The sequence below is a fragment of the Geodermatophilus normandii genome (assembly GCF_003182485.1).
Taxonomy (GTDB): domain Bacteria; phylum Actinomycetota; class Actinomycetes; order Mycobacteriales; family Geodermatophilaceae; genus Geodermatophilus; species Geodermatophilus normandii.
Window position 1 is genome coordinate 2,607,166 of record NZ_QGTX01000001.1, and the last position, 19,743, is coordinate 2,626,908.

A 19,743-nucleotide genomic window follows, 5' to 3' on the forward strand; every position below is an offset into this window, starting at 1 on the left:
CGAGGGGCCTCCGGAGCGCTATGGGCTCCCCGGTCGGTCCAGGTGCTCGAGCGTCAGGCGCACGGTCTGCAGCCGGATCTCGCCGTCGCGGATCACGAAGGTGTCGACGCCGTCGAGCACGCGGGCCTTCTCCGCCACCGCGGTCCACTCGATGAACAGCACGTCGTCCTCGAAGACCCGCGTCGGGATGTCCCACACCGCGTCCGGGAGCTCGCCGAGCAGCGCCGCGAACAGCCCCCGCACGCCGTCGCGGCCGCGCACGACCTGCTCGGGGGTGATGAGCACGGCGTCCGCGGCGTAGTCCGCGGCGATGGCGTCGACGTCCCCGGCGCCGATCGCGGCGACGTGGTGCTCGAAGACCTCTTGGGGCGTGCGCGCCATGGCTCCTCCTCGTCACTGTCGGGACAGGAGCACGAGGATGCTCCGGACCGCGGAGCACGGACAGCCCCTCGCGCGCCCCTGACGCGCGGCCAGTCGCGCCGGCGCGGCTATCGCCGGCCCGCCCAGGGCGGGTACGCCGATCCGGGACTGCCGGTCGGCCACCGGCTGCGCTGCCACGGCGTCGCACTCCTCCTCCCGCCGGGAGCCGCGGTCGGCGGGCACTCCGCAGCCACCTGGTACGGAGCCCCGTTCGCGGCGACGGACGACCATGGTGGCCTCGCGGCACCTCACGGCGGACGCCCTCGTGGCGGTGTCCGACCGCGGCGCCGGCCGGTCGGGGATCTCGTCAGGCGGTGGCCACCAGGGCGGGGTCGACGGTGCGGCCGGCGAGGAGGTCGGCGGCGCGCTCCGCGATCATGATCGTCGGCGCGTTCGTGTTGCCGCGGACCAGCGTCGGCATCACCGAGGCGTCCACCACCCGCAGGCCCTCGAGCCCGTGCACCCGCAGCTGCGGGTCGACGACGGAGTCGCCGTCGGTGCCCATCCGGCACGAGGACACCGGGTGGTACAGCGACTCGAGGGTGTCCCGCACCGACTGCCGGAGCTCCTCGCGCGTCCGCACGGGCCCGCCCGGCGACCACTCCCCGGCCAGCACCGACGCCAGCGGCCCCACCGAGGCGACCTCGCGCGCCTTCTCCACGCCGGTGACCAGCGCGTCGAGGTCGCGCTCGTCGGTGAGGTAGCCGGCGTCGATGGCCGGCGCCCACGTCGGGTCGGCCGAGCGCAGCCGCACCGACCCGCGCGAGTGCACGTGCACCAGGACGGCGGCCGCGGTGAAGGCGTCGACGTCGGGGTCGACCTCCGCCTGCCGCCAGAACTTGACCGGCAGGAAGTGGTACTGCAGGTCGGGGGAGTCGAGGTCCGGGCGCGAGCGGGTGAACAGCCCCGCCTCGGCCAGGTTCGACGACAGCGGCCCGCGGCGGGCGCCGAACCAGCGCGCGTACCCCGACGGCGACTCCGCCCGCAGCAGCGACCTCCCCGACCGCACGTTCCAGATCACCGGCACGAGCGGGTGGTCCTGCAGCCCGCCGCCGACGCCGGGCAGGTCGTGGACGACGTCGACGCCGACCTCGCGCAGGTGGGCGGCGGGCCCGATGCCCGAGAGCATGAGCAGCTGCGGGGAGTTCACCGCGCCGCCGCTGAGCACGACCTCGCCGGCGGCGTGCGCGGTGTGCGTCTGCCCGCCGCGCCGGTACTCCACGCCGGTGGCGCGCCCGCCCGACAGCAGGACCCGGGTGGTGAGCGCGCCGGTGAGCACGGTGAGGTTGGGCCGGCCCAGCGCGGGGCGCAGGTAGGCGTCGGCGGCCGACCAGCGGCGGCCGCGCTTCTGCGTCACCTGGTACTGCCCCACGCCCTCCTGGGTGGCGCCGTTGAAGTCGTCGTTGCGCGGGTGGCCGGCCGCGAGCGCCGACCCGACGACCGCGCGGGTCCACGCGTGCGGCGAGCGCAGGTCCTCCACCCGCAGCGGCCCGCCGACGCCGTGGAAGCGGTCGGCGCCGCGCGCGTTGTCCTCCATCCGGCGGAACACCGGCAGCACCGACTCGTAGGACCACGACGGGTCGCCGGTCAGCGACGCCCACTCGTCGTAGTCGGCCGCCGCGCCGCGGATGTAGATCATCGCGTTGATCGAGGAGGACCCGCCGAGCAGCTTGCCGCGCGGCCAGAACAGCCCGCGCCCGCCGAGGCCCGGCTGCGGCTCGGTCGTGTAGTTCCAGTCCCGGCGGGTGCGCCAGACCTTGTACATGGCGGCCGGGATCCGGACCTCGAGGACGTCGTCGGAGCCGCCGGCCTCCAGCAGCAGCACCCGCACCGACGGGTCCTCGGTCAGCCGGGCGGCCAGCGCGCAGCCGGCCGAGCCGGCCCCGACGACGACGACGTCGTACTCGTCCGGAGTGCTCACCGGTGCCGCCCGTGCACCATGCCCATCACCCGCGCCACCGCGTCGGCCGCGGCCGGGGGGCGGGTGAACGACATGAGGTCCACCGGCAGGGCGAAGCGCTGGCGGGTGATCGCCTTGGCGCGGGTGAACTCCTTGAGCCCGTCCTCGCCGTGGATCCGGCCGAAGCCGCTCTCGCCCACGCCGCCGAAGGGCAGCGAGGGCACCCCGGCGAAGGTCAGCACCGAGTTCACGCTGGTCATGCCGCTGCGCATCCGGCGGGCGAGGTCCATGGCGCGCGCCCTCGAGCGGGAGAACACCGCGCCGGCCAGCCCGTAGGACGTCGCGTTGGTCCGCTCCAGCGCCTCCTCGGCGTCGGCGACCCGGGTGATGGTGAGCGTCGGCCCGAAGGTCTCCTCGCGCACCGCGGAGGAGGACTCGGGGACGTCGAGCAGCACGGTCGGCGCGATGAACCCGCCGTCGACGGTGCCCCCGAGGACCGCCCGGCCGCCGGAGGAGGTGGCGTCCTCGAGGTGCCGCCGCACGACGTCGGTCTGCGCGGCCATCGTCATCGGGCCGTAGGCGGCCTCGTCGTCGGAACCGGGTCGCAACCCGCGCACCCGCTCGGTGACCTCGGCGACGAACCGGTCGTAGACCGGCGCGGTGGCGTACACGCGCTCGATGCCGATGCAGGTCTGCCCGGCGTTGCTCATCGAGCCCCAGACGGCGGCGTCGGCCGCGGCGGCCACGTCGGCGTCGTCGTCGACGATCATCGCGTCCTTGCCGCCGAGCTCCATGAGCACCGGGGTGAGCGTCTCGGCGCAGGCGGCCATGACCTTGCGGCCGGTGGGCGCCGAGCCGGTGAAGGCGAGCTTGCCCACGCCGGCGCGGCACAGCGCGGCGCCGGTCTCGCCGAACCCGGTGACGACCTGGAAGGCGTCGGCGACGTCGGGGACGGCGGCCCGCCACGCGGCGGCCAGCCACGCACCGACGGCGGGCGTGTACTCCGAGGGCTTGAACACGACGGCGTTGCCGGCGGCCAGCGCGTAGCCGATCGAGCCCATCGGCGTGAACACCGGGTAGTTCCACGGGCCGATCACGCCGACGACGCCGAGCGGCTGGTACTCCAGGTAGGCGGCGTGGTTGGCCGCGAGCACGCCGGCGCGCACGCGGCGCTCGCCCAGCGTCTTCCGCGCGTGCGCCCCGGCCCAGGCGAGGTGCTCGATGGCCAGGGTGATCTCGAGGATCGCGTCGGCGTGCGGCTTGCCGTTCTCCCGGTGCACCAGGTCGGCGAGCTCGTGCAGGCGGCGGGCCAGGTAGCCGCGGAAGGCGGCCAGCCGCTGCCGGCGGCCGTCGTGGCCGAGCTCGGCCCAGCGCTGCGCGGCCGGGCGGGCCCGCTCGACGGTCGCCTGCACCGCGGCGGCGTCGTGCACGGGGAAGACGCCGACGACGGCACCGGAGGCCGGGTTCGTCGACTCGAAGGTCTCGGTGGTGGCGTGCCGGTCGACCGTGCCGGCGGCGGCGTCGGTGACCGTGTCCATCTGCTCGACGAGCGACATGTGGCGCAGGTTACCCGGCAAGTTACCGGCGCGTAGCTCCGGTCGGGGACCCGTCCGGGGGACCCGCGCGCTGCCATGCTGACCCCCGTGGCCGACCCCTTCGACACCGCGGGCCTGCGCCGCCGCGTGCTGGCGGCGTGGGCCGACTCCCCGGCGCGCTTCCGCGAGGACGCCAACGCGGAGGAGGACCTGGTCCGCGGCGGCTACCGCGACCGGCTGCTGGTCGAGCTGGCGCAGAACGCCGCCGACGCCGCGGTGCGCGCCGGCGTGCCCGGCCGGCTGCGGCTGGAGCTGGTCACGGTCGGGAGCGGGCCCGGCGGCGGGGGAGAGGTGCTGCACGCCGCGAACACCGGCGCGCCGCTGGACGCCGACGGGGTCACCGGGCTGGCCACGCTGCGCGCCTCGGCCAAGCGCGACGAGGTCGCGACCGTCGGCCGCTTCGGGGTCGGGTTCGCCGCCGTCCTCGCCGTCAGTGACGAACCCGCCGTCCACTCCACCACCGGCGGCGTGCGGTTCAGCGCCGCGCACACCCGCGCCGAGGTGGCCGACGTCCCGGAGCTCGCCGCCGAGCTGGGCCGCCGCGACGGCGCGGTCCCGGTGCTGCGGCTGCCGTGGCCGGCCGACGGCCCCCCGCCCGAGGGGTACGCCACCGAGGTCGTGCTGCCGCTGCGCGCCGGCTCGCGGGCCGCCGTCCGCGCCGCGCTCGAGCAGCTGGAGGCCGAGCTGCTGCTGGCGCTGCCCGGGCTGGCCGAGGTCGAGGTCGTCGTCGACGGGACCGCGCGCCTGCTCGGCTGCACGGCCGAGCCGCCGCTGGCCCGCGTCCGCGACGGCGACCGCACCACCACCTGGCGGCTGGCCACCCGCAGCGGCGAGCTGCCGGCCGGCCTGCTCGCCGACCGCCCGGTCGAGGAGCGCGCCCGCCGCGGCTACACGGTGACCTGGGCGGTCCCCCTCGACGACGACGGCCGCCTGGTGCCGCCGGCCGGGCGCCAGGTGCTGCACGCGCCCACCCCCAGCGACGAGCCGCTGTCGCTGCCGGCGCGCCTGATCGCCCCGTTCCCGCTCGGGCCCGACCGCCGGCACGTCGCCCCGGGCTCGGTCACCGACGCGCTGGTCGCCGTCGCCGCGGACACCTACGCCGACCTGGTTCCCGCGCTCGCCGGTGACCCCGCGGTGCTGGCGCTGGTGCCGCGGATCGGCCTGGCCGCCGCCGAGCTCGACGCGGCGCTCGGCTCGGCGGTCCTCGACCGGCTGCGCGCCGTGCCGTGGCTGCCGGTGGCCGACGACCCCGGCGCCCGGCAGCCCCCCGGCCGCGCCGCGGTGCTCGACGACGACCGCGAGGAGCCGGTCGAGGTCCTGGCCGGCGTCCTGCCGGGGCTGCTGCCGGCCGGCTGGTCCCGGCGCGACGGCGCCCCCGCGCTCGCCGCCCTGGGCGTGCGGCGGCTCGGCCCGGCCGCGGTGGTCGAGGCGGTCGCCGGGATCAGCCGGCCGCCGCAGTGGTGGGCGCGGCTCTACGCCGCGCTCGACGGCGCCGACCGCGAGGAGCTCGGCGCCCTGCCGGTGCCGCTGGCCGACGGGCGCACCGCCTCCGGCCCGGCCGGCGTGCTCCTGCCCGCCGACGACCTCCCGGTGGGGCACCTGGGCCCGCTGCACCTGCGGGTCGCGGAGCCCGCCGCCGTGGCGACCCCGGCCGCGCGGCGACTGCTGGAGCGGCTGGGCGCGCGCCCGGCGACCGCCGCCGTGGTGCTCGCCGACCCCGCCGTGCAGTCCGCGGTGGAGGCGTCGGTGGACGCCGTGGAGGAGGGCTGGGACGACGGCAAGCCGGCCGCGCTGGCGCAGGCCGTGCTCGCGCTGGTCGCCGCCGCCGGCACCACGCCCGGCGAGCTGCCGTGGCTGGCCGAGCTCGCCCTGCCCGACGCCGACGGCGCCTGGGCGCCGGCGGGGGAGCTGCTGCTGCCGGGGGCGCCGCTGGCCGGGGTGCTCGAGGACGGCGCCCTCGGGACGCTCGACCCGGACTTCGCCGCGGAGCACGACCCCGCCACCCTGCGCGCGGCCGGGGTGCTGGCCGACTTCGCGCTGGTGCGCGCCGAGGACCCCGACGACCTCGACGTCGACGCCGCCGACGCGTGGGCCGACGCCGTCGTCGACCGGCTGCCTCCCGGCGCGCCGCCGCCGTCGTGGCCGCCGCTGACCGCCGTCCGGGACCTGGAGCTGGTCGCCGACTGGGCCGGCGCGCTGCCCCTGCTGGCCGCGCTCCCCGACGAGGCGTGGGCCGACGTCGTCCTCGACGGCGTGCCGGTGCCCGGCTACCTGCGCTGGTGGCTCGGCACCCACCCGGTGCTCGGCGGCCGCCGCCCCGACCGGCTGTGCGCGCCGGGCAGCCGGGAGCTGCAGGGGTTGTACGACGTCGCGGCCGGCCCGGAGGAGGTGCTCGAGCGGCTGCGCCTCCCGGCCACCGTCGACGACGTCCTCGCCGACGCCGACACCGCGCTCGACCTGCTCGAGCGCCTGGGCGACCCCGCCCGCGCGGTGCCGGCGCCGGTGCTGCGCACCGTGTACGCCCGCCTCGCGACGGCGCTCGACGGGATCGACGTCGACCCGCCGGCGCGCGTGCGGGTGGCGCCGGACCGGGTCGCCGACCCCGCGCGCGAGACCGTCGTCGTGCTGGACGCACCGTGGCTGCTGCCGCTGGCCGACGCGCTGCTCGTGCCGGCCGGGGGCGCGCCCGGACCGGTGGCCGACCTGCTCGACCTGCCGCTGGCCGGCGAGCGGGTGCGGGCGGAGGTCACGAGCACGCCGGTGCGCCGGCAGCCGTGGGCCGCGGTGCCCGGCGCCGACCTCGCCGCCGCCCGCCTCGGGGTGCCGGAGCTGACGGGGGAGGTCGCCGTCCACGAGCCGCTGCTGGCCGGCGGCCGGGCGGTGCCGTGGTGGCCCGGCGAGGCGGTCGACTGCGTGGACGGGAGCCCGGGCGCGCTCGGCCGGGCGCTGGCGTGGCGGGCCGGCGCCTGGCCGCTGCGCCAGGCGCTGGCCGAGGCGTTCGCCGAGCCCGCCCGCTCGGTCGACCTCGCCGCGGAGGACGCGGTCCAGTGACCTTCCCGGGTGGCTCCTCTGCAGGGTCCCGCCGCGAGCGTGCGAGCGGTGGGGGCAGAGGGGTCCTCCTAGTGCCAGCGGGGAGCGGCCAGGGCGCCGGGCGCGTGCCCGTGCGCCGAGGTCCGCCCGCCGCCCCGGCGGACGGACGTGCCGCCCGCCGTCGGCGCGGCCGCGGTCGACCGCCAGCAGGAGTACAGCGACGACCACTGCTCCGCCGTGAGCGAGCCGGCGCGGGCGGTCGGCGCCAGACCGGCGGTCCGCAGCCAGCGGACCCCGGCCACACCGGGGAGCTGGGCCCGCAGGACCGGGCCGAGCGCCGCCCCGGGGGAGGCGAGCACGGACGAGGCCAGCCGCTCGAAGGCGGCGGCGTCCGGTGCGGGGAGGGCGTCGCGCGCGGCGGCGGCCGCGGCGGGCAGGGAACGGACGGGACGTGACACGGGGGCCTCCGGAGGGAGGTCGGACCGGCCGCGGGCAGCCGGCAGCCAGGGAGGGGCGCGCCCGGGTGGGCGGACGGGAGCGGGGAGGAACTCGACCCGCGGGCGTCCCGGTCGGGGACGCGGACGTCGCAGCGAGGCGGACGGCTCAGGAGCGCATGCGGTGACGGTAGGGCGCCCGGGCGCGCCCCGTCGAGCGGATTACCGCTGCTCGTCGGCGGCGCGGGTGGCGCGGCGCGCCTGGTGGGCCTCCCAGCGCTCGCGGTCGCGGGCACGGGAGCCGGCGGTGCGCTCCCAGCGGGCCTTCCGCCGGCGGGCGCGCAGCATCTCGCGCTCCTCGAAGGAGGAGTGCGCGTCCCAGTCCCGGGCCATGACGAGGACCAGCAGCAGGACGGCGCCGAAGATGACCATCCCCAGGCTGACGATGACGTCGGGGATGGCGAGGAACGCCACGACCGAGACCGCCGCCCAGACCGCGAACGCCAGCACCAGTCGCGTGTTCACGCCGACCAGTATCCCCGCCTCCGGGAGCGGGCCGGCGGGGCGACGAGGGAGGCGGGAGAGGGCCGCGCCACGTCCGGTCGCCGTCGCCCGGCCCCTCGTGCCGCGGGGCCACCGGCGGTGGTGTGCCTGCTCACGCGCCCGGTCGGGGGCGGGCGACACGCCGGGACGGCACGGGGGACACCCCGGCGGGGACCTTGCGTCCCACCTGCACCGGGCCTAACGTCCGGGTTGCGGTTCAACCATCAGCCGTGCATCCCAATGCCGGACTCCGCGCCGTGGTGTGGCCTCCCAGCCGCTGTCCTCCGCACGGGTTCGCTCTCCACAGAGGAGCGCACCGTGACCACTCTCTCCCAGGGCCCACCCGCCACCCCTGGTCCCCTCGACGACCTGCTCACCGTCGACACCGTGATCCTGGACGACGTCGTCCGCCTCGTGCTGTCCGGTGAGGTCGACTGCGCCACCGCGCCGATGCTGCGCCGCGCGCTCGACACCGCCTTCGCCTCCGGCCCGCGCGAGGTGACCGTCGACCTCGTGGCCGTGACCTTCCTCGACTCCGCCGGCCTGTCCGCCCTGGCCGTCGCCCACCGCACCGCCGCCGCCCAGGACACCGGCCTGCGCGTCCTCGTCGGCACCCGCGCCGTCAGCCGGGCGCTGCAGGTCACCGGGCTGTGGGACCTGCTGGGCGTCGAGCAGGTCGAACCCCGAGCGGGCGCCGGCGCCGCCTGACGGCACCGCCGGCGCCGTCCGGCTCCGCGGCGATCTCCTCGTCCGATCGGCCGAGCAGCCCGGCGACCTCCGCCGGGGACGCCGCCGCGACCCGCTGCGCACGGTCGTGGACCGGAGCGCGGGCGTCCGGGGCCGTCATCGCCCGTCCGGGGGCGGGGGAGCACACTCCCTGACGAGCCGCCCGGACGCGGGCGGGACCACGAGCCGAGGAGGACGCCGTGCGTGACGCGGTCATCTGTGAGCCGCTGCGGACCCCGGTCGGGGGCTTCGGGGGCTCCCTGCGGGACGTCCCGGTGCAGGACCTGGCCTCGACCGTCGTCAAGGCGCTCCTGGAGCGCACCGGCCTGCCGCCGGAGTCGGTCGACGACGTCGTCCTCGGCCACTGCTACCCGACGATGGAGGCGCCGGCGATCGGCCGCGTCGCCGCGCTGGACGCCGGCCTCCCGGTGACCGCCGCGGGCATCCAGGTCGACCGCCGCTGCGGCTCGGGCCTGCAGGCCGTGCTCTACGCGGCGATGCAGGTGCAGACCGGCTCGGCCGAGGTGGTCCTGGCCGGCGGCGCGGAGTCGATGAGCAACGCGCCGTTCTACTCGACCGCCATGCGCTGGGGCGTCAAGGCCGGCCCGGGTGTGCTGCTGCAGGACGGCCTGGCGCGCGGCCGGGTCACCGCCGGCGGGGTCCACCACCCGGTGCCCGGCGGCATGCTCGAGACCGCCGAGAACCTGCGCCGGGAGTACGGGATCGGGCGCGAGGAGCAGGACGAGTACTCCGTCCGCAGCCACCGGCGCGCCGCCGCCGCCACCGAGGCGGGCCGCTTCGCCGACGAGATCGTCCCGGTGACGATCAGGGGCCGCAAGGGCGACACCGTCGTCGAGCGCGACGAGCACATCCGCCCCGACTCGAACGTCGAGACGCTGGCGAAGCTGCGCCCGATCATGGGCAGGGACGACCCCGAGGCCACGGTCACCGCCGGCAACGCCAGCGGCCAGAACGACGGCGCCGCGGTCTGCGTCGTCACCTCGCCGGAGAAGGCGGCCGAGCTCGGGCTGCGCCCGCTGGCCCGGATCGTGTCGTGGGCGGTGGCCGGCGTCCCGCCGAAGACCATGGGCATCGGCCCGGTCCCGGCGACGGCCAAGGCGCTCGACCTCGCCGGCCTCAAGCTGGCCGACATCGACCTCATCGAGCTCAACGAGGCCTTCGCCAGCCAGGTCCTCGCCGTGACCCGCGAGTGGGGCTTCACCGAGGCCGACTTCGACCGGATGAACGTCAACGGCTCGGGGATCTCGCTGGGCCACCCGGTCGGCGCCACCGGCGGGCGCATCCTCGCCACGCTGACCCGCGAGATGGACCGCCGCGGCGCCCGCTACGGCCTGGAGACGATGTGCATCGGCGGCGGGCAGGGCCTGGCCGCCGTCCTCGAGCGGGTGTGACACCCCGCCCGGCGCGTCCGGGGGCTGCCCGGCATGATCGGCCGGCAGCCCCCGACCCCGAGGAGAGCCTCCCCATGAGCGAGTCCACCGCCCGCGTCGCGATCGTCACGGGCGCCGCCCGCGGCATCGGTGCGGCCACCGCGCTCCGCCTGGCCGCCGACGGCTTCGCCGTCGCGGTCGTCGACCTCGACGAGTCCTCGACCGCGGGCACGGTGCAGGCGATCGAGGCCGCGGGCGGTCGTGCGCTCGGGGTGGGCGCCGACGTCGGCGACCCCGAGCAGGTGCAGGCCGCCGTCGACCGGGTCGCCGCGGAGCTGGGCCCGCCGGTCGTGCTGGTCAACAACGCGGGCGTCACCCGCGACAACATGCTGTTCAAGATGACCGACGCCGACTGGGACCTGGTCATGCACGTGCACCTGCGCGGCTCGTTCCTCATGACCCGCGCCTGCCAGAAGTACATGGTCGACGCGACGTGGGGCCGCGTGGTGAACCTGTCGTCGACGTCGGCGCTGGGCAACCGCGGGCAGGCCAACTACGCCACCGCCAAGGCCGGGCTGCAGGGCTTCACCAAGACGCTGGCCATCGAGCTGGGCAAGTTCGGCGTCACCGCCAACGCGATCGCGCCGGGCTTCATCCAGACCGAGATGACGAAGGCGACCGCCGAGCGGATCGGCCGGGACTGGGAGGAGTACGTGGCCGAGCGCGCCGCGGCGATCCCGGTGGCCCGCGCCGGCGTCCCCGAGGACATCGCGCACACCGTCTCGTTCTTCGTCAGCGAGGGCGCGGGCTTCGTCTCCGGCCAGGTCGTCTACGTGGCCGGCGGCCCCCGGAACTGAGGAAGGACCCCCGTGCCCCCCACGCCTCGCAGGCTCGGCGCGGGACCCTGCACGGGGGCCACTAGGACGACGGGTCCCGGTCGGGGTAGCGGGCGCGGGCCAGGGCGTAGACGCCGAACGCGGCGAACCCCACCGCGACGACGGTGAGCAGCGCCGGGCCCGCCCCCGTGCGGCCGATCGCGGTCATCGCGCCGTCGAGACCGGTGGCGGTGGAGACGTCGGCCGTCGTCGCCGCCCGCCACAGCAGCACCCCGACGACGCCGAACGCCACGCCCTTGGCCACGTACCCGATCCGGCCGACGGCCTCGATGAGCGGCTCCCACCGGTCGGGCGCGGCGGGCAGGTCGACGTCGCGCATGAAGCCGCCGGTGGCGCCGCGCCACACCGAGTAGGCGCCCACCGCGAGGACGCCGGTGGCGGCCACCGCCACCGCGACCGCGCCGCCGGGCACCTCGAGCGTCTCCCCGGTCAGCTCGCGCAGCCGCTCGTCGGCCTCGTACTCCGCGCCGACGCCGAACAGCAGCGCGGTGACCCCGAGGACGGCGTAGACGGCGGCCTTGGCCAGGCACTTGGCGCAGACGACGGCGGTGCGGGTGCGGTGCTCGGCGTCGAGCAGCCCGCGCCACCACAGCAGCACCTCGCCGGCCTGCCACAGCGCCAGCGCGAGCAGCCCCAGGGCGATCGCCCACAGCAGCACCGACCCGCCGGGAGTGCCGGCGACGGTCTCCAGCGCGCCGGTCTGGTCGGCGTCGGTGCCGCCGGCGCCGCGGGACACCCGCCAGGTGAGCCAGCCGATGAGCAGGTGCACCAGGCCGTAGGCGACCAGGCCGACCCGCGCGGCGGCGGCCAGCACGGGGTGGTCGGTGACCTCCCGGGCGGCCGCGACCGCCCGGTGCACCGGGTCGAAGCGGGCCCCTGGCCCCCTCCCGGGGCCCGCCCCCAGCCTGCGAGGGGTGGGGAGGAGGGGGTCCTCCATTCAGGTGCGCTCGGGGTAGCGCGCCCGGACGAAGCAGAAGGCGCCGAACGCGGCGATGCCGAGGGCGACCAGGGTCAGCAGGATCTTGCCGAAGGGGGCGTCGAGGACGGTCCGCATGGCGCCGTCGAGGCCCGAGGCCTTGGCGGGGTCGAAGGTGACCGCCGCCCAGACGAACAGCGCGCCGACCACCCCGAGGGCCACGCCCTTGGCCGGGTAGCCGACCTGGCCCAGTCGGGTCACGGTGCGCTCGGCGGACGGCGGGGCGGAGGCGAGGTCGATCTCCTTGAGGAAGCTCTTCTTGGCGCCCTTGAGCACGTGGTGGACGCCGACGCCGATGACGACCAGGCCGACGAGCCCGACCAGCCAGCGCCCGCCGGGCCAGCCGAAGACGCCGGCCGCGGTCTGCTGCTGCTGCGCCGAGCTCGACTCGCCGCTGCCGGTGGCGAAGCGGAACGCGGTGAACGCCAGCGCCGCGTAGACCACCGTCTTGGCCACGGCCTTGACCGACTTCTTGACCGCCCGCTTGCGGGCCTCGCCGGTGGCCGACCAGCCCGACCGCCAGCGCAGCACCTCGGCGATCTGCCACAGCGCGAGGGCGATGAGCCCGATGGCCAGCACCCACAGCAGCGGCTTGCCGACCGGCGAGGCGGCCAGCGTGCCCATGGCGCCGGACTGGTCGGCAGCCTGCCCGCCGCCGCCCCAGGCCAGCTGCAGCGCGAGCCACGCGATGAGCAGGTGCACCACGCCGTAGGCGATCAGCCCGACGCGCGCGAGGTTCTCGAGGGCGTCGCTGTTCCCGGCCCGGCCGGCCGCGCCCATCGCCGTTCCCGGACCACTCATGGAAGGCATCCTCCTGGCTCTCCCTGGTGCGACGGACCAGCGTGGCACACGGGCGGCCCGTGCGCCGGGTCGGCGATCACCCCACGGGTGCGCGGGCCCGGGCCAGGAGGTACCCGGCGAAGGCGGCCAGCCCGGTGGCGACGACGGTGAGCAGCGCGGGCCCGAGCGGTCCGGTGGCCAGCGTGCGCAGGGCGCCGTCGAGGCCGGTGGCGCTGTCGGCGTCGACCGTGGCCGCGGCCCAGGCCACCACCGCGCCCACCAGCACCAGCGCGACGCCCTTGAGCACGAACCCGACCTGGCCCGACCGGTGCACCAGCGTGCGCAGCGCGGGGGAGACCTCACCCAGGTCGATCTCGTCCAGGAAGTCCGACCGCCAGCCCTTGCGCACGTGGTAGACCCCGATGCCGACGACGACCAGGGCGACGGCGACGACGAGCGCCTGGCCGCCGGGCCAGGCCAGCACCCCGCGCACGGTCTCCTGCTCCTCGCGCCGTCCCGACCGCAGGCCGAGCGCGGCCCGGGCGGCGGAGACGGCGAGGAAGCCGTAGAGCACCGCCGTGCCGACCGTCTTGACCACCTGCACGAGGGCCTGCCGGCGCTGCGGTCCCGGCTCCGGCACCGTCCGGTGGTGGCGCAGCACCTCGGCGGCCTGCCACAGGCACAGCCCGGCCATGGCGGCGGCGAGGACCCAGAGCAGGCCGTCGCCGAAGGGGGACTCGGCGAGCACGTCGAGCGCGCCCGCCTGGTCGGCCGAGCGCCCGGCGGTGCGGGCCCGGCCCGGGCCCCAGGCCAGCTGCAGCGCCAGCCAGGCGACCAGCAGGTGGATCAGCGCGTAGCCGAACAGCCCGGCCCGGGCGGTGTGCCGCAGCGCCGGGCTGCGGGCAGCGCGCTGGGCCAGCGGCGCCCCGTCGTCGGTCACGCTTCCCCGTTCGTCCCGGCCGCGCCCCGCGCCGCGGCCGGAGGCGAGCGTCGCACGCACCGGACCGGTCCGCCGGGCGCGCCCGCGGATGCGGGACACTGGCGCCGTGGCGAACGCGACGACGGCAGCACCCGCGCCCCTCCGCACCGAGCGGGAGACCGCGCGCCGGGCGTGGCCGCTGCGCGCCGCCCTCGGCGTCCTGTTGGTCGTGCTCGCGGTGGTCGCCGTCGTGACCGGCGACCTCGGCGCCCGGCTGCTCCTCGGCGGGCTCGGCCTGCTCGCCGCCGCGCGCGGGAGCGGGCTGCTGCGGTCGGGCTCCGTGCCGCCCGGCGCGGCCGCCGTCGCCGGGGGCTGGCCGCGGTCGCCGTGGCGGTCACGTCGGCCGCCGCCACCGGCTGGGTCCTGCTGGCCGGGGTGCCGCTGACCCTGCTGGCCGGCGCGGCCGTCGCGCTCGCCCGCGGGGGTGCCGCCCGCCGCGCCGGCGCGGCCCTGCTGGTGTGGACGGCGCTGGTCGGCGCCCTGCTCGCCGGCACGCTGGCCGTCCAGGGCGCCGACCGCGCCGCCGCCGTCGCCGCGGTGGTCGCCGCGCTGGCCACCGGCCTGGCGGCGGTGCCGCTGCTCGTCGCCGCCGCCGGCCTGCGCGCGGTCGCCTCGGCTCCCGAGCCGCCCCGGGCCGCCGGCTGCGCGGGCTGCGCCTGCGCGGGCGGCGGCTGCGGCATCCCGCGCGCCTAGCGGCCCCACCGGCCCGAGGACGCCGTTCCGCCGGGGAGGCGGTGGGTAGGGGAGCGGCGTGAGTGGACACGTGTTCGTCGTCGGAGCCGACCTCACCCGCCTGTCCTGCGACGACGTGCTCGTGCCCACCGGCCGCACCCTGCGGATCGCGCGGAGCTGGCGGGCGCTGCTGCCCGACGACCTGGTGACCGACGAGGATGCCGAGGGCGTGTGCGTCGACCTGGCCTGGAACGGCGACGAGCGCGTGCTCGAGGTCCCCGGCCCCGGTGCGCGGCAGGCCTGGCTGCTCGACACGGTCGACGACCGCGGGCGCGGGCTCGGCTGGCTGCTCGACGGCGCCCGCGAGGCGCTGGCCGCCGTCGCCCGCCGCGAGGTGGCCGAGCCGGTGCACGGCCGGGCGCGGCGGCTGGTGGGCCTGCCGGCGCTGGGCACCGGCTGGGGCGGCGCGGCCGGGCGGCGCGGCGACCTGCTGCAGCAGCTGCTGCCGGTGCTGCGCGAGGCCGCCGACGAGCACGGCTTCGACGTCGCGCTGGTGCTGCGCGGGCCCAGCGACCTGGCCGCCGCCCAGCGCATCCGCCGCGAGGACACCGCCGGCTGGGACCTCCCCGAGCCGCTGCGCGTGCTGGCCGAGCAGCTGGGGGAGCGGGCCCGGCGCGGCCAGCTCGCGCTGTTCATCGGCGCCGGGGTCAGCGCCGCGGCCGGGCTGCCCACGTGGGAGCAGCTGCTCGACGAGCTGGCCGGGCACTCGGGCCTCGACGACGACCTGCGCGAGGGGCTGTCCCGGCTGCCGCCGCAGGACTCCGCGGCGCTGCTGGCCCGCGAGCTCGGCCGGGAGCGGCTCGAGGCCTTCGTGCAGGAGCGCTTCGGCCCCGGCCCGTACGCGCTCGCGCACGCGCTCATCGCCGACCTGCCGGTGCAGGAGTTCGTGACCACCAACTACGACCCGCTGGTCGAGCTCGCCGCCGCCGACATCGGCCGCGACCTGTCGGTGCTGCCCTACGACGAGGCCCGGCCCGGTCGCCCGTGGCTGCTCAAGCTGCACGGCGACGCCGCGCACCCCGAGAGCGTCGTCCTCACGCGGGAGGAGTACCTGCAGCTGGGTGACTCGCGGGCCGCGCTGGCCGGCGTCCTGCACTCGCTGCTGCTCACCCGGCACGTGCTCTTCGTGGGCACCTCGATGCTCGACGACGACCTCATCCGCATCGCCCACCAGGTGCGCAGCGCCGTGCAGGGGTCCGACCGGGGACCGCGGCGGCCGTCGGGCACCGTGCTCGCGCTGCAGGAGGACGCCGCGCGCAGCCGGCTGTGGGAGCAGGACGTGGAGACGGTGGCGATGGCCCGGGGCGACACGCCCCCGGCGGAGGCCGCGCGCCGGCTGGAGGTGCTGCTGGACCTCATCGGCTGCCTGTCCACCCCGCCCACCGGCTACCTCCTCGACCCGGCCTACCGCGGCATGCTCTCGGCCGGGGAGCGGGCCCTGGCCGAGGCGCTGCAGGCGGTGTCGGACGTGATGCCCGAGGGCGCGGGGACGCCGTCGGCGGCCGGGGAGGTCGCCGCGCTGCTGCGCCGGCTGGGTGCCGGGCGCTCGGCCGGCCGCCGCGACGGCGGCCCGGACGGCACCTCCGGCGAGCAGCCCGCCGACGCCGCGACCGAGCCGCGCGACGACCGGCTGCAGTCCCAGCGACCGGGCTGAGCGGTTGGCGCCTCCCCACGAGGGGAAGGGCCGGACCCATGCGTCTCGAGAACTCCCTCGCCCTGCTGAGCAAGGGCTACGCCTGGCTGCCCGACCTGCGCCGCGCACACGGCAGGCAGGCGGTCGGCACGCGGCTCGGCGGGCTGCCCGCGGTGGGCATCCAGGGACCCGAGGCGGCGCGCTTCCTCTACGACGAGGACCACGTGCACCGCGCGCACGCCATCCCGGAACCGGTGCAGGGCACCCTGTTCGGCAAGGGCGCCGTGCACACCCTCGACGGCGAGGCGCACCGGGTGCGCAAGGCGATGTTCGTGGCGGTGCTCATGGACGGCGCCGGGATCGACGCCCTCACCGCCGGGGCCACCGCCGCCTGGGACGACGCCGCGCGCGGGTGGGCGACCCGTCCGGAGTTCGTGGTGTTCGACGAGTCGGCGCGGGTGATCGCCGGCGCCGTCACCCGGTGGGCCGGCATCCCGCTCGACGACGCCGAGGTGCCGCGCCTCGCGCGGGACCTCGTCGCGATGGTCGACGGGTTCGCCACCGGCGGGCCGCGGCACTGGCGCGCCCGCCGTGCCCGCGGCCGGCGCGAGGACTGGCTGGCGGCGATCGTGCGCGACGTCCGCTCGGGCGCGCTGGCGACGCCGCCGGGCTCGGTGCTCGAGACGGTCGTCCGGCACCGGGACGCCGACGGCCAGCACCTCGACCCCCGCCTGGCCGCCGTCGAGCTGCTCAACGTCATCCGCCCGACCACCGCCTGCGCCTGGTTCATGGCCTTCTCCGGGCACGCGCTGGCCCGCTGGCCGGAGTACCGGAAGCGGCTGGCCGACGCCGACCCGGCGTTCGCCGAGGCCTGGGCGCACGAGGTGCGGCGGTTCTACCCCTTCGCGCCGTTCATCGGCGGCCGGGCGCCGCAGCGGCTGGAGTTCGGCGGGCAGCCGATCCCGAGGAACGCGATGGTGCTCCTCGACATCTTCGGCCAGAACCACGACCCGGACCTGTGGGAGGACCCCTACGCGTTCCGGCCCGAGCGCTTCCTCGGCCGCGCGATCGGGGAGTTCGACCTCGTCCCCCAGGGCGGCGGCGACCCGCGCACCAACCACCGCTGCCCGGGCGAGCAGATCACCGTCGCGCTGCTCGCCGCACTGGCGCCGCGGCTGGCGGCGCTCGAGGCGGACCCCGCACCGGACCAGGACCTCACCATCGCGCTGCACCGGATCCCGGCCCGCCCGGCCAGCGGCGTGGTGATGCGGCCGCACTGACCTCCTCCCGCGCGCGCTCGTGCTCTGCCCCTCCATCGGGGGCAGAGCACGAGTTCCCGCCGGAGGACCCGCCGGCCGTCAGCGGGGGTCGAGCCACCAGAGCACGGCCTCGTCGCCGCACCGCGCGGCGACGGCGAGGGTGCCGGAGTCGCCGGCCAGGAGCCGACCGACCAGCTCGTCGCACAGCTCCAGCGGTGTCCCGGCCTCGCCGGTGCGGGCATCGACGGCCAGCACCGACGCCGCGGCCGCCTCCCGCTGCAGCGTCACCCACAGCGTCGTGCCGTCGAGGGCGACCTCGGTGACCGGCGTGCCGGCGAAGGTGCCGTCGGCGGTGAGCACCTCGGGCGCCGTCGCGTCCGGGCCGACGGCGACCACGTGCTCGCGGTCGACGCGGTCGGCGTCGGCGCCGCGCACCACCGCGTAGACGGTGCCGTCACCGGCGACCACCGCGTCCACGGCGAGGGAGCGCACGAACCCGGGTGCGAGGTCGACCGGTGCGCGCAGCGGCGCGAGGTCGGGTCCGACGGTGACCATCAGCGTGCGCGACGGCGCGAACTGCTCCGCGCCGGGTGCCGTGACGGTCAGGACGACCCGCGAGCCGTCCGGGGCCACCGCCAGGTCCACGACCTCGGCGGGCGACGTCCCCGGGTCGACGGCGACCTCGGCCGATGCCCGCACGTCCCCGGTGTCGGGGTCGACCGCGAGCAGCACGGGCGCGCCCCCGCCGCGGGACACGGCGACGTACAGGACGCCGTCGGGACCCGGGGCGGCCGCCGAGCCGGTCAGCGACACGTCCGCGGGCACCGCGACGGGCAGGGGAGCGCCGGGCGTCCCGGTGTCCGGGTCGAGGACCTGCAGGCCGTAGCCGATCGGCCCGGTGCCCGGCCAGACGAGCCCGGCCACGACCGCCCGGCCCTGCCGGCCGAAGGCGGTGTCGGGACTCGAGCCCGGTGCGAGCTCGGCCGACGCCTGCACGGTCGTGCCGTCGGACCCGACGACGGCGAGGGCGGCGCCCGGGGCGCTGTCGTCGCCCGCCGTCGCGTCGGCCCCGGCGAGCACGACCAGCGTGGTCCCGTCGGGGCCGGCGAAGACGCCGCGCACGTCGGTGTGGTCCCCGGCCGGTCCGCTGCCGGGCACGGTGACGGGGGTCCGCGCCCGCTCGGTCACCGGCGGGTCGGACGGCGGGTCGGACGGCGGGGCGGCCGCGGTCCCGGACGAGCAGGCGGTCAGCGCGAGCAGGGCCGCGGCGGCCAGCGGCGCCAGGAGCCGGCGGCGCGCGCTCACCGGGGCTCCAGCAGCCACAGCACGGCCCCGCCGTCGCAGTCCGCGGTCACCGCGACGCGGCCGTCGTCGCCGGCCGCCACCGCGCCGGACCCGTCGTCGCACAGGTACAGCGGGTCGCTGACCACCCCGGTCGCCCCGTCGACGGAGCTCAGCGACGTGCCCCGGGCCGTGCCGCCGGACAGCCACACCGTCCCGTCCGCGACGGCGACGTCGTCGGCGGCGACCCGCAGGGTCGCGAGCGGCGTCGCGGTCTCCTCGCCGGCCGCGACGGTGAACAGCGACTCGACCACCTGCCCGTCCCCGGGGCGGCCGTACGCCGGCGCGTACACGGTGCCGTCGGGGTCGACGGCCACCGCCCCGGCCGTCGAGGAGGGCCAGTCCGGGGCCAGCACCACCGGGACCCGCACCGGCGCGAGGTCGGTGCCCACGGTGACCACGACCGCGTGCCCGTCGAGGACCTGCGCGACGACGGCGACCGTGCCGGCGTCCGGTGCCGTCGCCACGTCGGCCACCACGACCTGGTCGTCGACGGCGGCCGCGGAGCCGAGGTCGAGCGGAGCGGAGGCACGGACCGCGCCGGTGCCCGGGTCGACCGCGAGCAGCACCGGGCCGGCGTCCATGCGGGACACCGCGACGTAGAGGACGCCGTCGGACCCGAGCACCGCGGAGCTGCCGGAGAGCGTGGCGCCCTCGGGCAGCGCGACCGGCAGGCTGGCGGTGACCGCGCCGGTGCCGGGGTCGACCACCTGCAGCGCGTAGGCGACCGGCCCGGCGCCGGGCCACACGGTCCCGGCCACGACCGCCGACCCCTCCCAGCCGAACGCGGTGTCGGGGTCGGTCCCGGCGGTGAGCTGGGCGGAGACCCGGACCGCGGCGTCGTCGGGGTCGACGACGGCCAGCGTCGCGGGAGCCTCCGGCAGGACGTTGCCGACGGTGACCAGGAGGGTGCCGTCCGGACCGGGGTGCACCGCCCGCGCCTCGGCGTACTCGGCGTCCGCGGCGTCGCCGAGAGCGGGGACGGCGATCCGCGCGGCCTCCTGCACCGGCGGGGCGGCGGTGCAGGAGGCCGTGGCGAGGACGACGGCGGGCAGCAGGGCGAGCGGGGTCAGCAGGCGGGATCGGGACACGCCACCCAGCCTCCGGA

At 77.8% G+C, this 19,743-nt stretch carries 18 protein-coding genes; 8 read left to right on the forward strand and 10 right to left on the reverse strand.

Annotated features, from left to right (window positions below; all coding sequences use genetic code 11):
* Positions 1-18 precede the first annotated feature (18 nt).
* The 3 genes from JD79_RS12800 to JD79_RS12815 all read right to left on the reverse strand — a co-directional run bounded on the left by JD79_RS12800 (position 19) and on the right by JD79_RS12815 (position 3,876).
* Complete coding sequence (locus tag JD79_RS12800) at positions 19-381, reverse strand: nuclear transport factor 2 family protein (RefSeq protein ID WP_110005823.1); 363 nt, start codon at positions 379-381, stop codon at positions 19-21.
* A gap of 346 nt (positions 382-727) precedes the next feature.
* Positions 728-2,341 (reverse strand): GMC family oxidoreductase, encoded by a 1,614-nt coding sequence (locus JD79_RS12810; RefSeq protein ID WP_110005825.1) that lies wholly within the window; start codon positions 2,339-2,341, stop codon positions 728-730.
* Complete coding sequence (locus tag JD79_RS12815) at positions 2,338-3,876, reverse strand: aldehyde dehydrogenase family protein (RefSeq protein ID WP_110005826.1); 1,539 nt, start codon at positions 3,874-3,876, stop codon at positions 2,338-2,340. Before JD79_RS12815 ends, JD79_RS12810 begins: the two co-directional genes overlap by 4 nt.
* Positions 3,877-3,963: 87 nt before the next feature.
* On the opposite strand from JD79_RS12815, the gene JD79_RS12820 reads away from it, so the two are divergent.
* A complete protein-coding gene (locus tag JD79_RS12820) occupies positions 3,964-6,966 on the forward strand; it encodes a sacsin N-terminal ATP-binding-like domain-containing protein (protein ID WP_245900066.1) in 3,003 nt (1,000 codons plus the stop codon).
* 68 nt (positions 6,967-7,034) lie between these two features.
* Here JD79_RS12820 and JD79_RS12825 read toward each other — a convergent pair whose 3' ends face one another.
* Both JD79_RS12825 and JD79_RS12830 read right to left on the reverse strand, forming a co-directional pair.
* Positions 7,035-7,403, reverse strand: a complete 369-nt coding sequence (locus JD79_RS12825) for a hypothetical protein (RefSeq protein WP_110005828.1) — start codon at positions 7,401-7,403, stop codon at positions 7,035-7,037.
* Between the two features lie 198 nt (positions 7,404-7,601).
* A complete protein-coding gene (locus JD79_RS12830) occupies positions 7,602-7,904 on the reverse strand; it encodes a hypothetical protein (RefSeq protein WP_110005829.1) in 303 nt (100 codons plus the stop codon).
* A gap of 336 nt (positions 7,905-8,240) precedes the next feature.
* On the opposite strand from JD79_RS12830, the gene JD79_RS12835 reads away from it, so the two are divergent.
* The 3 genes from JD79_RS12835 to fabG all read left to right on the forward strand — a co-directional run bounded on the left by JD79_RS12835 (position 8,241) and on the right by fabG (position 10,896).
* Positions 8,241-8,630, forward strand: coding sequence for an STAS domain-containing protein (locus JD79_RS12835; protein WP_170149186.1), 390 nt, complete (start codon positions 8,241-8,243; stop codon positions 8,628-8,630).
* Between the two features lie 218 nt (positions 8,631-8,848).
* Positions 8,849-10,060, forward strand: coding sequence for an acetyl-CoA C-acetyltransferase (locus JD79_RS12840; RefSeq protein WP_110005831.1), 1,212 nt, complete (start codon positions 8,849-8,851; stop codon positions 10,058-10,060).
* 74 nt (positions 10,061-10,134) lie between these two features.
* Positions 10,135-10,896, forward strand: a complete 762-nt coding sequence (gene fabG, locus JD79_RS12845) for a 3-oxoacyl-ACP reductase FabG (RefSeq protein ID WP_110005832.1) — start codon at positions 10,135-10,137, stop codon at positions 10,894-10,896.
* A gap of 61 nt (positions 10,897-10,957) precedes the next feature.
* On the opposite strand, the gene JD79_RS12850 is transcribed toward fabG, so the two are convergent.
* The 3 genes from JD79_RS12850 to JD79_RS12860 all read right to left on the reverse strand — a co-directional run bounded on the left by JD79_RS12850 (position 10,958) and on the right by JD79_RS12860 (position 13,631).
* Positions 10,958-11,794: a DUF1206 domain-containing protein gene (locus JD79_RS12850; RefSeq protein WP_245900067.1), complete on the reverse strand. Its 837-nt coding sequence runs from the start codon at positions 11,792-11,794 to the stop codon at positions 10,958-10,960.
* Between the two features lie 78 nt (positions 11,795-11,872).
* Entirely contained in the window at positions 11,873-12,712 is an 840-nt protein-coding gene (locus JD79_RS12855; protein ID WP_110005834.1) for a DUF1206 domain-containing protein, read from the reverse strand.
* A gap of 76 nt (positions 12,713-12,788) precedes the next feature.
* A complete protein-coding gene (locus JD79_RS12860) occupies positions 12,789-13,631 on the reverse strand; it encodes a DUF1206 domain-containing protein (RefSeq protein WP_110005835.1) in 843 nt (280 codons plus the stop codon).
* Positions 13,632-13,737: 106 nt separating this feature from the next.
* On the opposite strand from JD79_RS12860, the gene JD79_RS12865 reads away from it, so the two are divergent.
* Genes JD79_RS12865 through JD79_RS12880 form a run of 4 tightly spaced genes read left to right on the forward strand, consistent with a single transcriptional unit; the run spans position 13,738 to position 17,315 of the window.
* Complete coding sequence (locus JD79_RS12865) at positions 13,738-14,055, forward strand: hypothetical protein (protein ID WP_146220433.1); 318 nt, start codon at positions 13,738-13,740, stop codon at positions 14,053-14,055.
* The gene (locus JD79_RS12870) at positions 13,998-14,363 is read left to right on the forward strand and encodes a hypothetical protein (protein WP_110005837.1); all 366 of its coding nucleotides are present in this window, start codon (positions 13,998-14,000) and stop codon (positions 14,361-14,363) included. The genes JD79_RS12865 and JD79_RS12870 overlap by 58 nt, the downstream gene beginning before the upstream one ends.
* Before the next feature lie 58 nt (positions 14,364-14,421).
* On the forward strand, positions 14,422-16,056 hold the full coding sequence (locus tag JD79_RS12875) for an SIR2 family NAD-dependent protein deacylase (protein WP_110005838.1): 1,635 nt from the start codon (positions 14,422-14,424) through the stop codon (positions 16,054-16,056).
* A gap of 38 nt (positions 16,057-16,094) precedes the next feature.
* Complete coding sequence (locus JD79_RS12880; RefSeq protein WP_110005839.1) at positions 16,095-17,315, forward strand: cytochrome P450; 1,221 nt, start codon at positions 16,095-16,097, stop codon at positions 17,313-17,315.
* A gap of 78 nt (positions 17,316-17,393) precedes the next feature.
* On the opposite strand, the gene JD79_RS22215 is transcribed toward JD79_RS12880, so the two are convergent.
* Both JD79_RS22215 and JD79_RS22220 read right to left on the reverse strand, forming a co-directional pair.
* Complete coding sequence (locus tag JD79_RS22215) at positions 17,394-18,599, reverse strand: hypothetical protein (protein ID WP_146220434.1); 1,206 nt, start codon at positions 18,597-18,599, stop codon at positions 17,394-17,396.
* Entirely contained in the window at positions 18,596-19,726 is a 1,131-nt protein-coding gene (locus tag JD79_RS22220; protein ID WP_146220435.1) for a hypothetical protein, read from the reverse strand. The genes JD79_RS22215 and JD79_RS22220 overlap by 4 nt, the downstream gene beginning before the upstream one ends.
* Positions 19,727-19,743 lie beyond the last annotated feature (17 nt).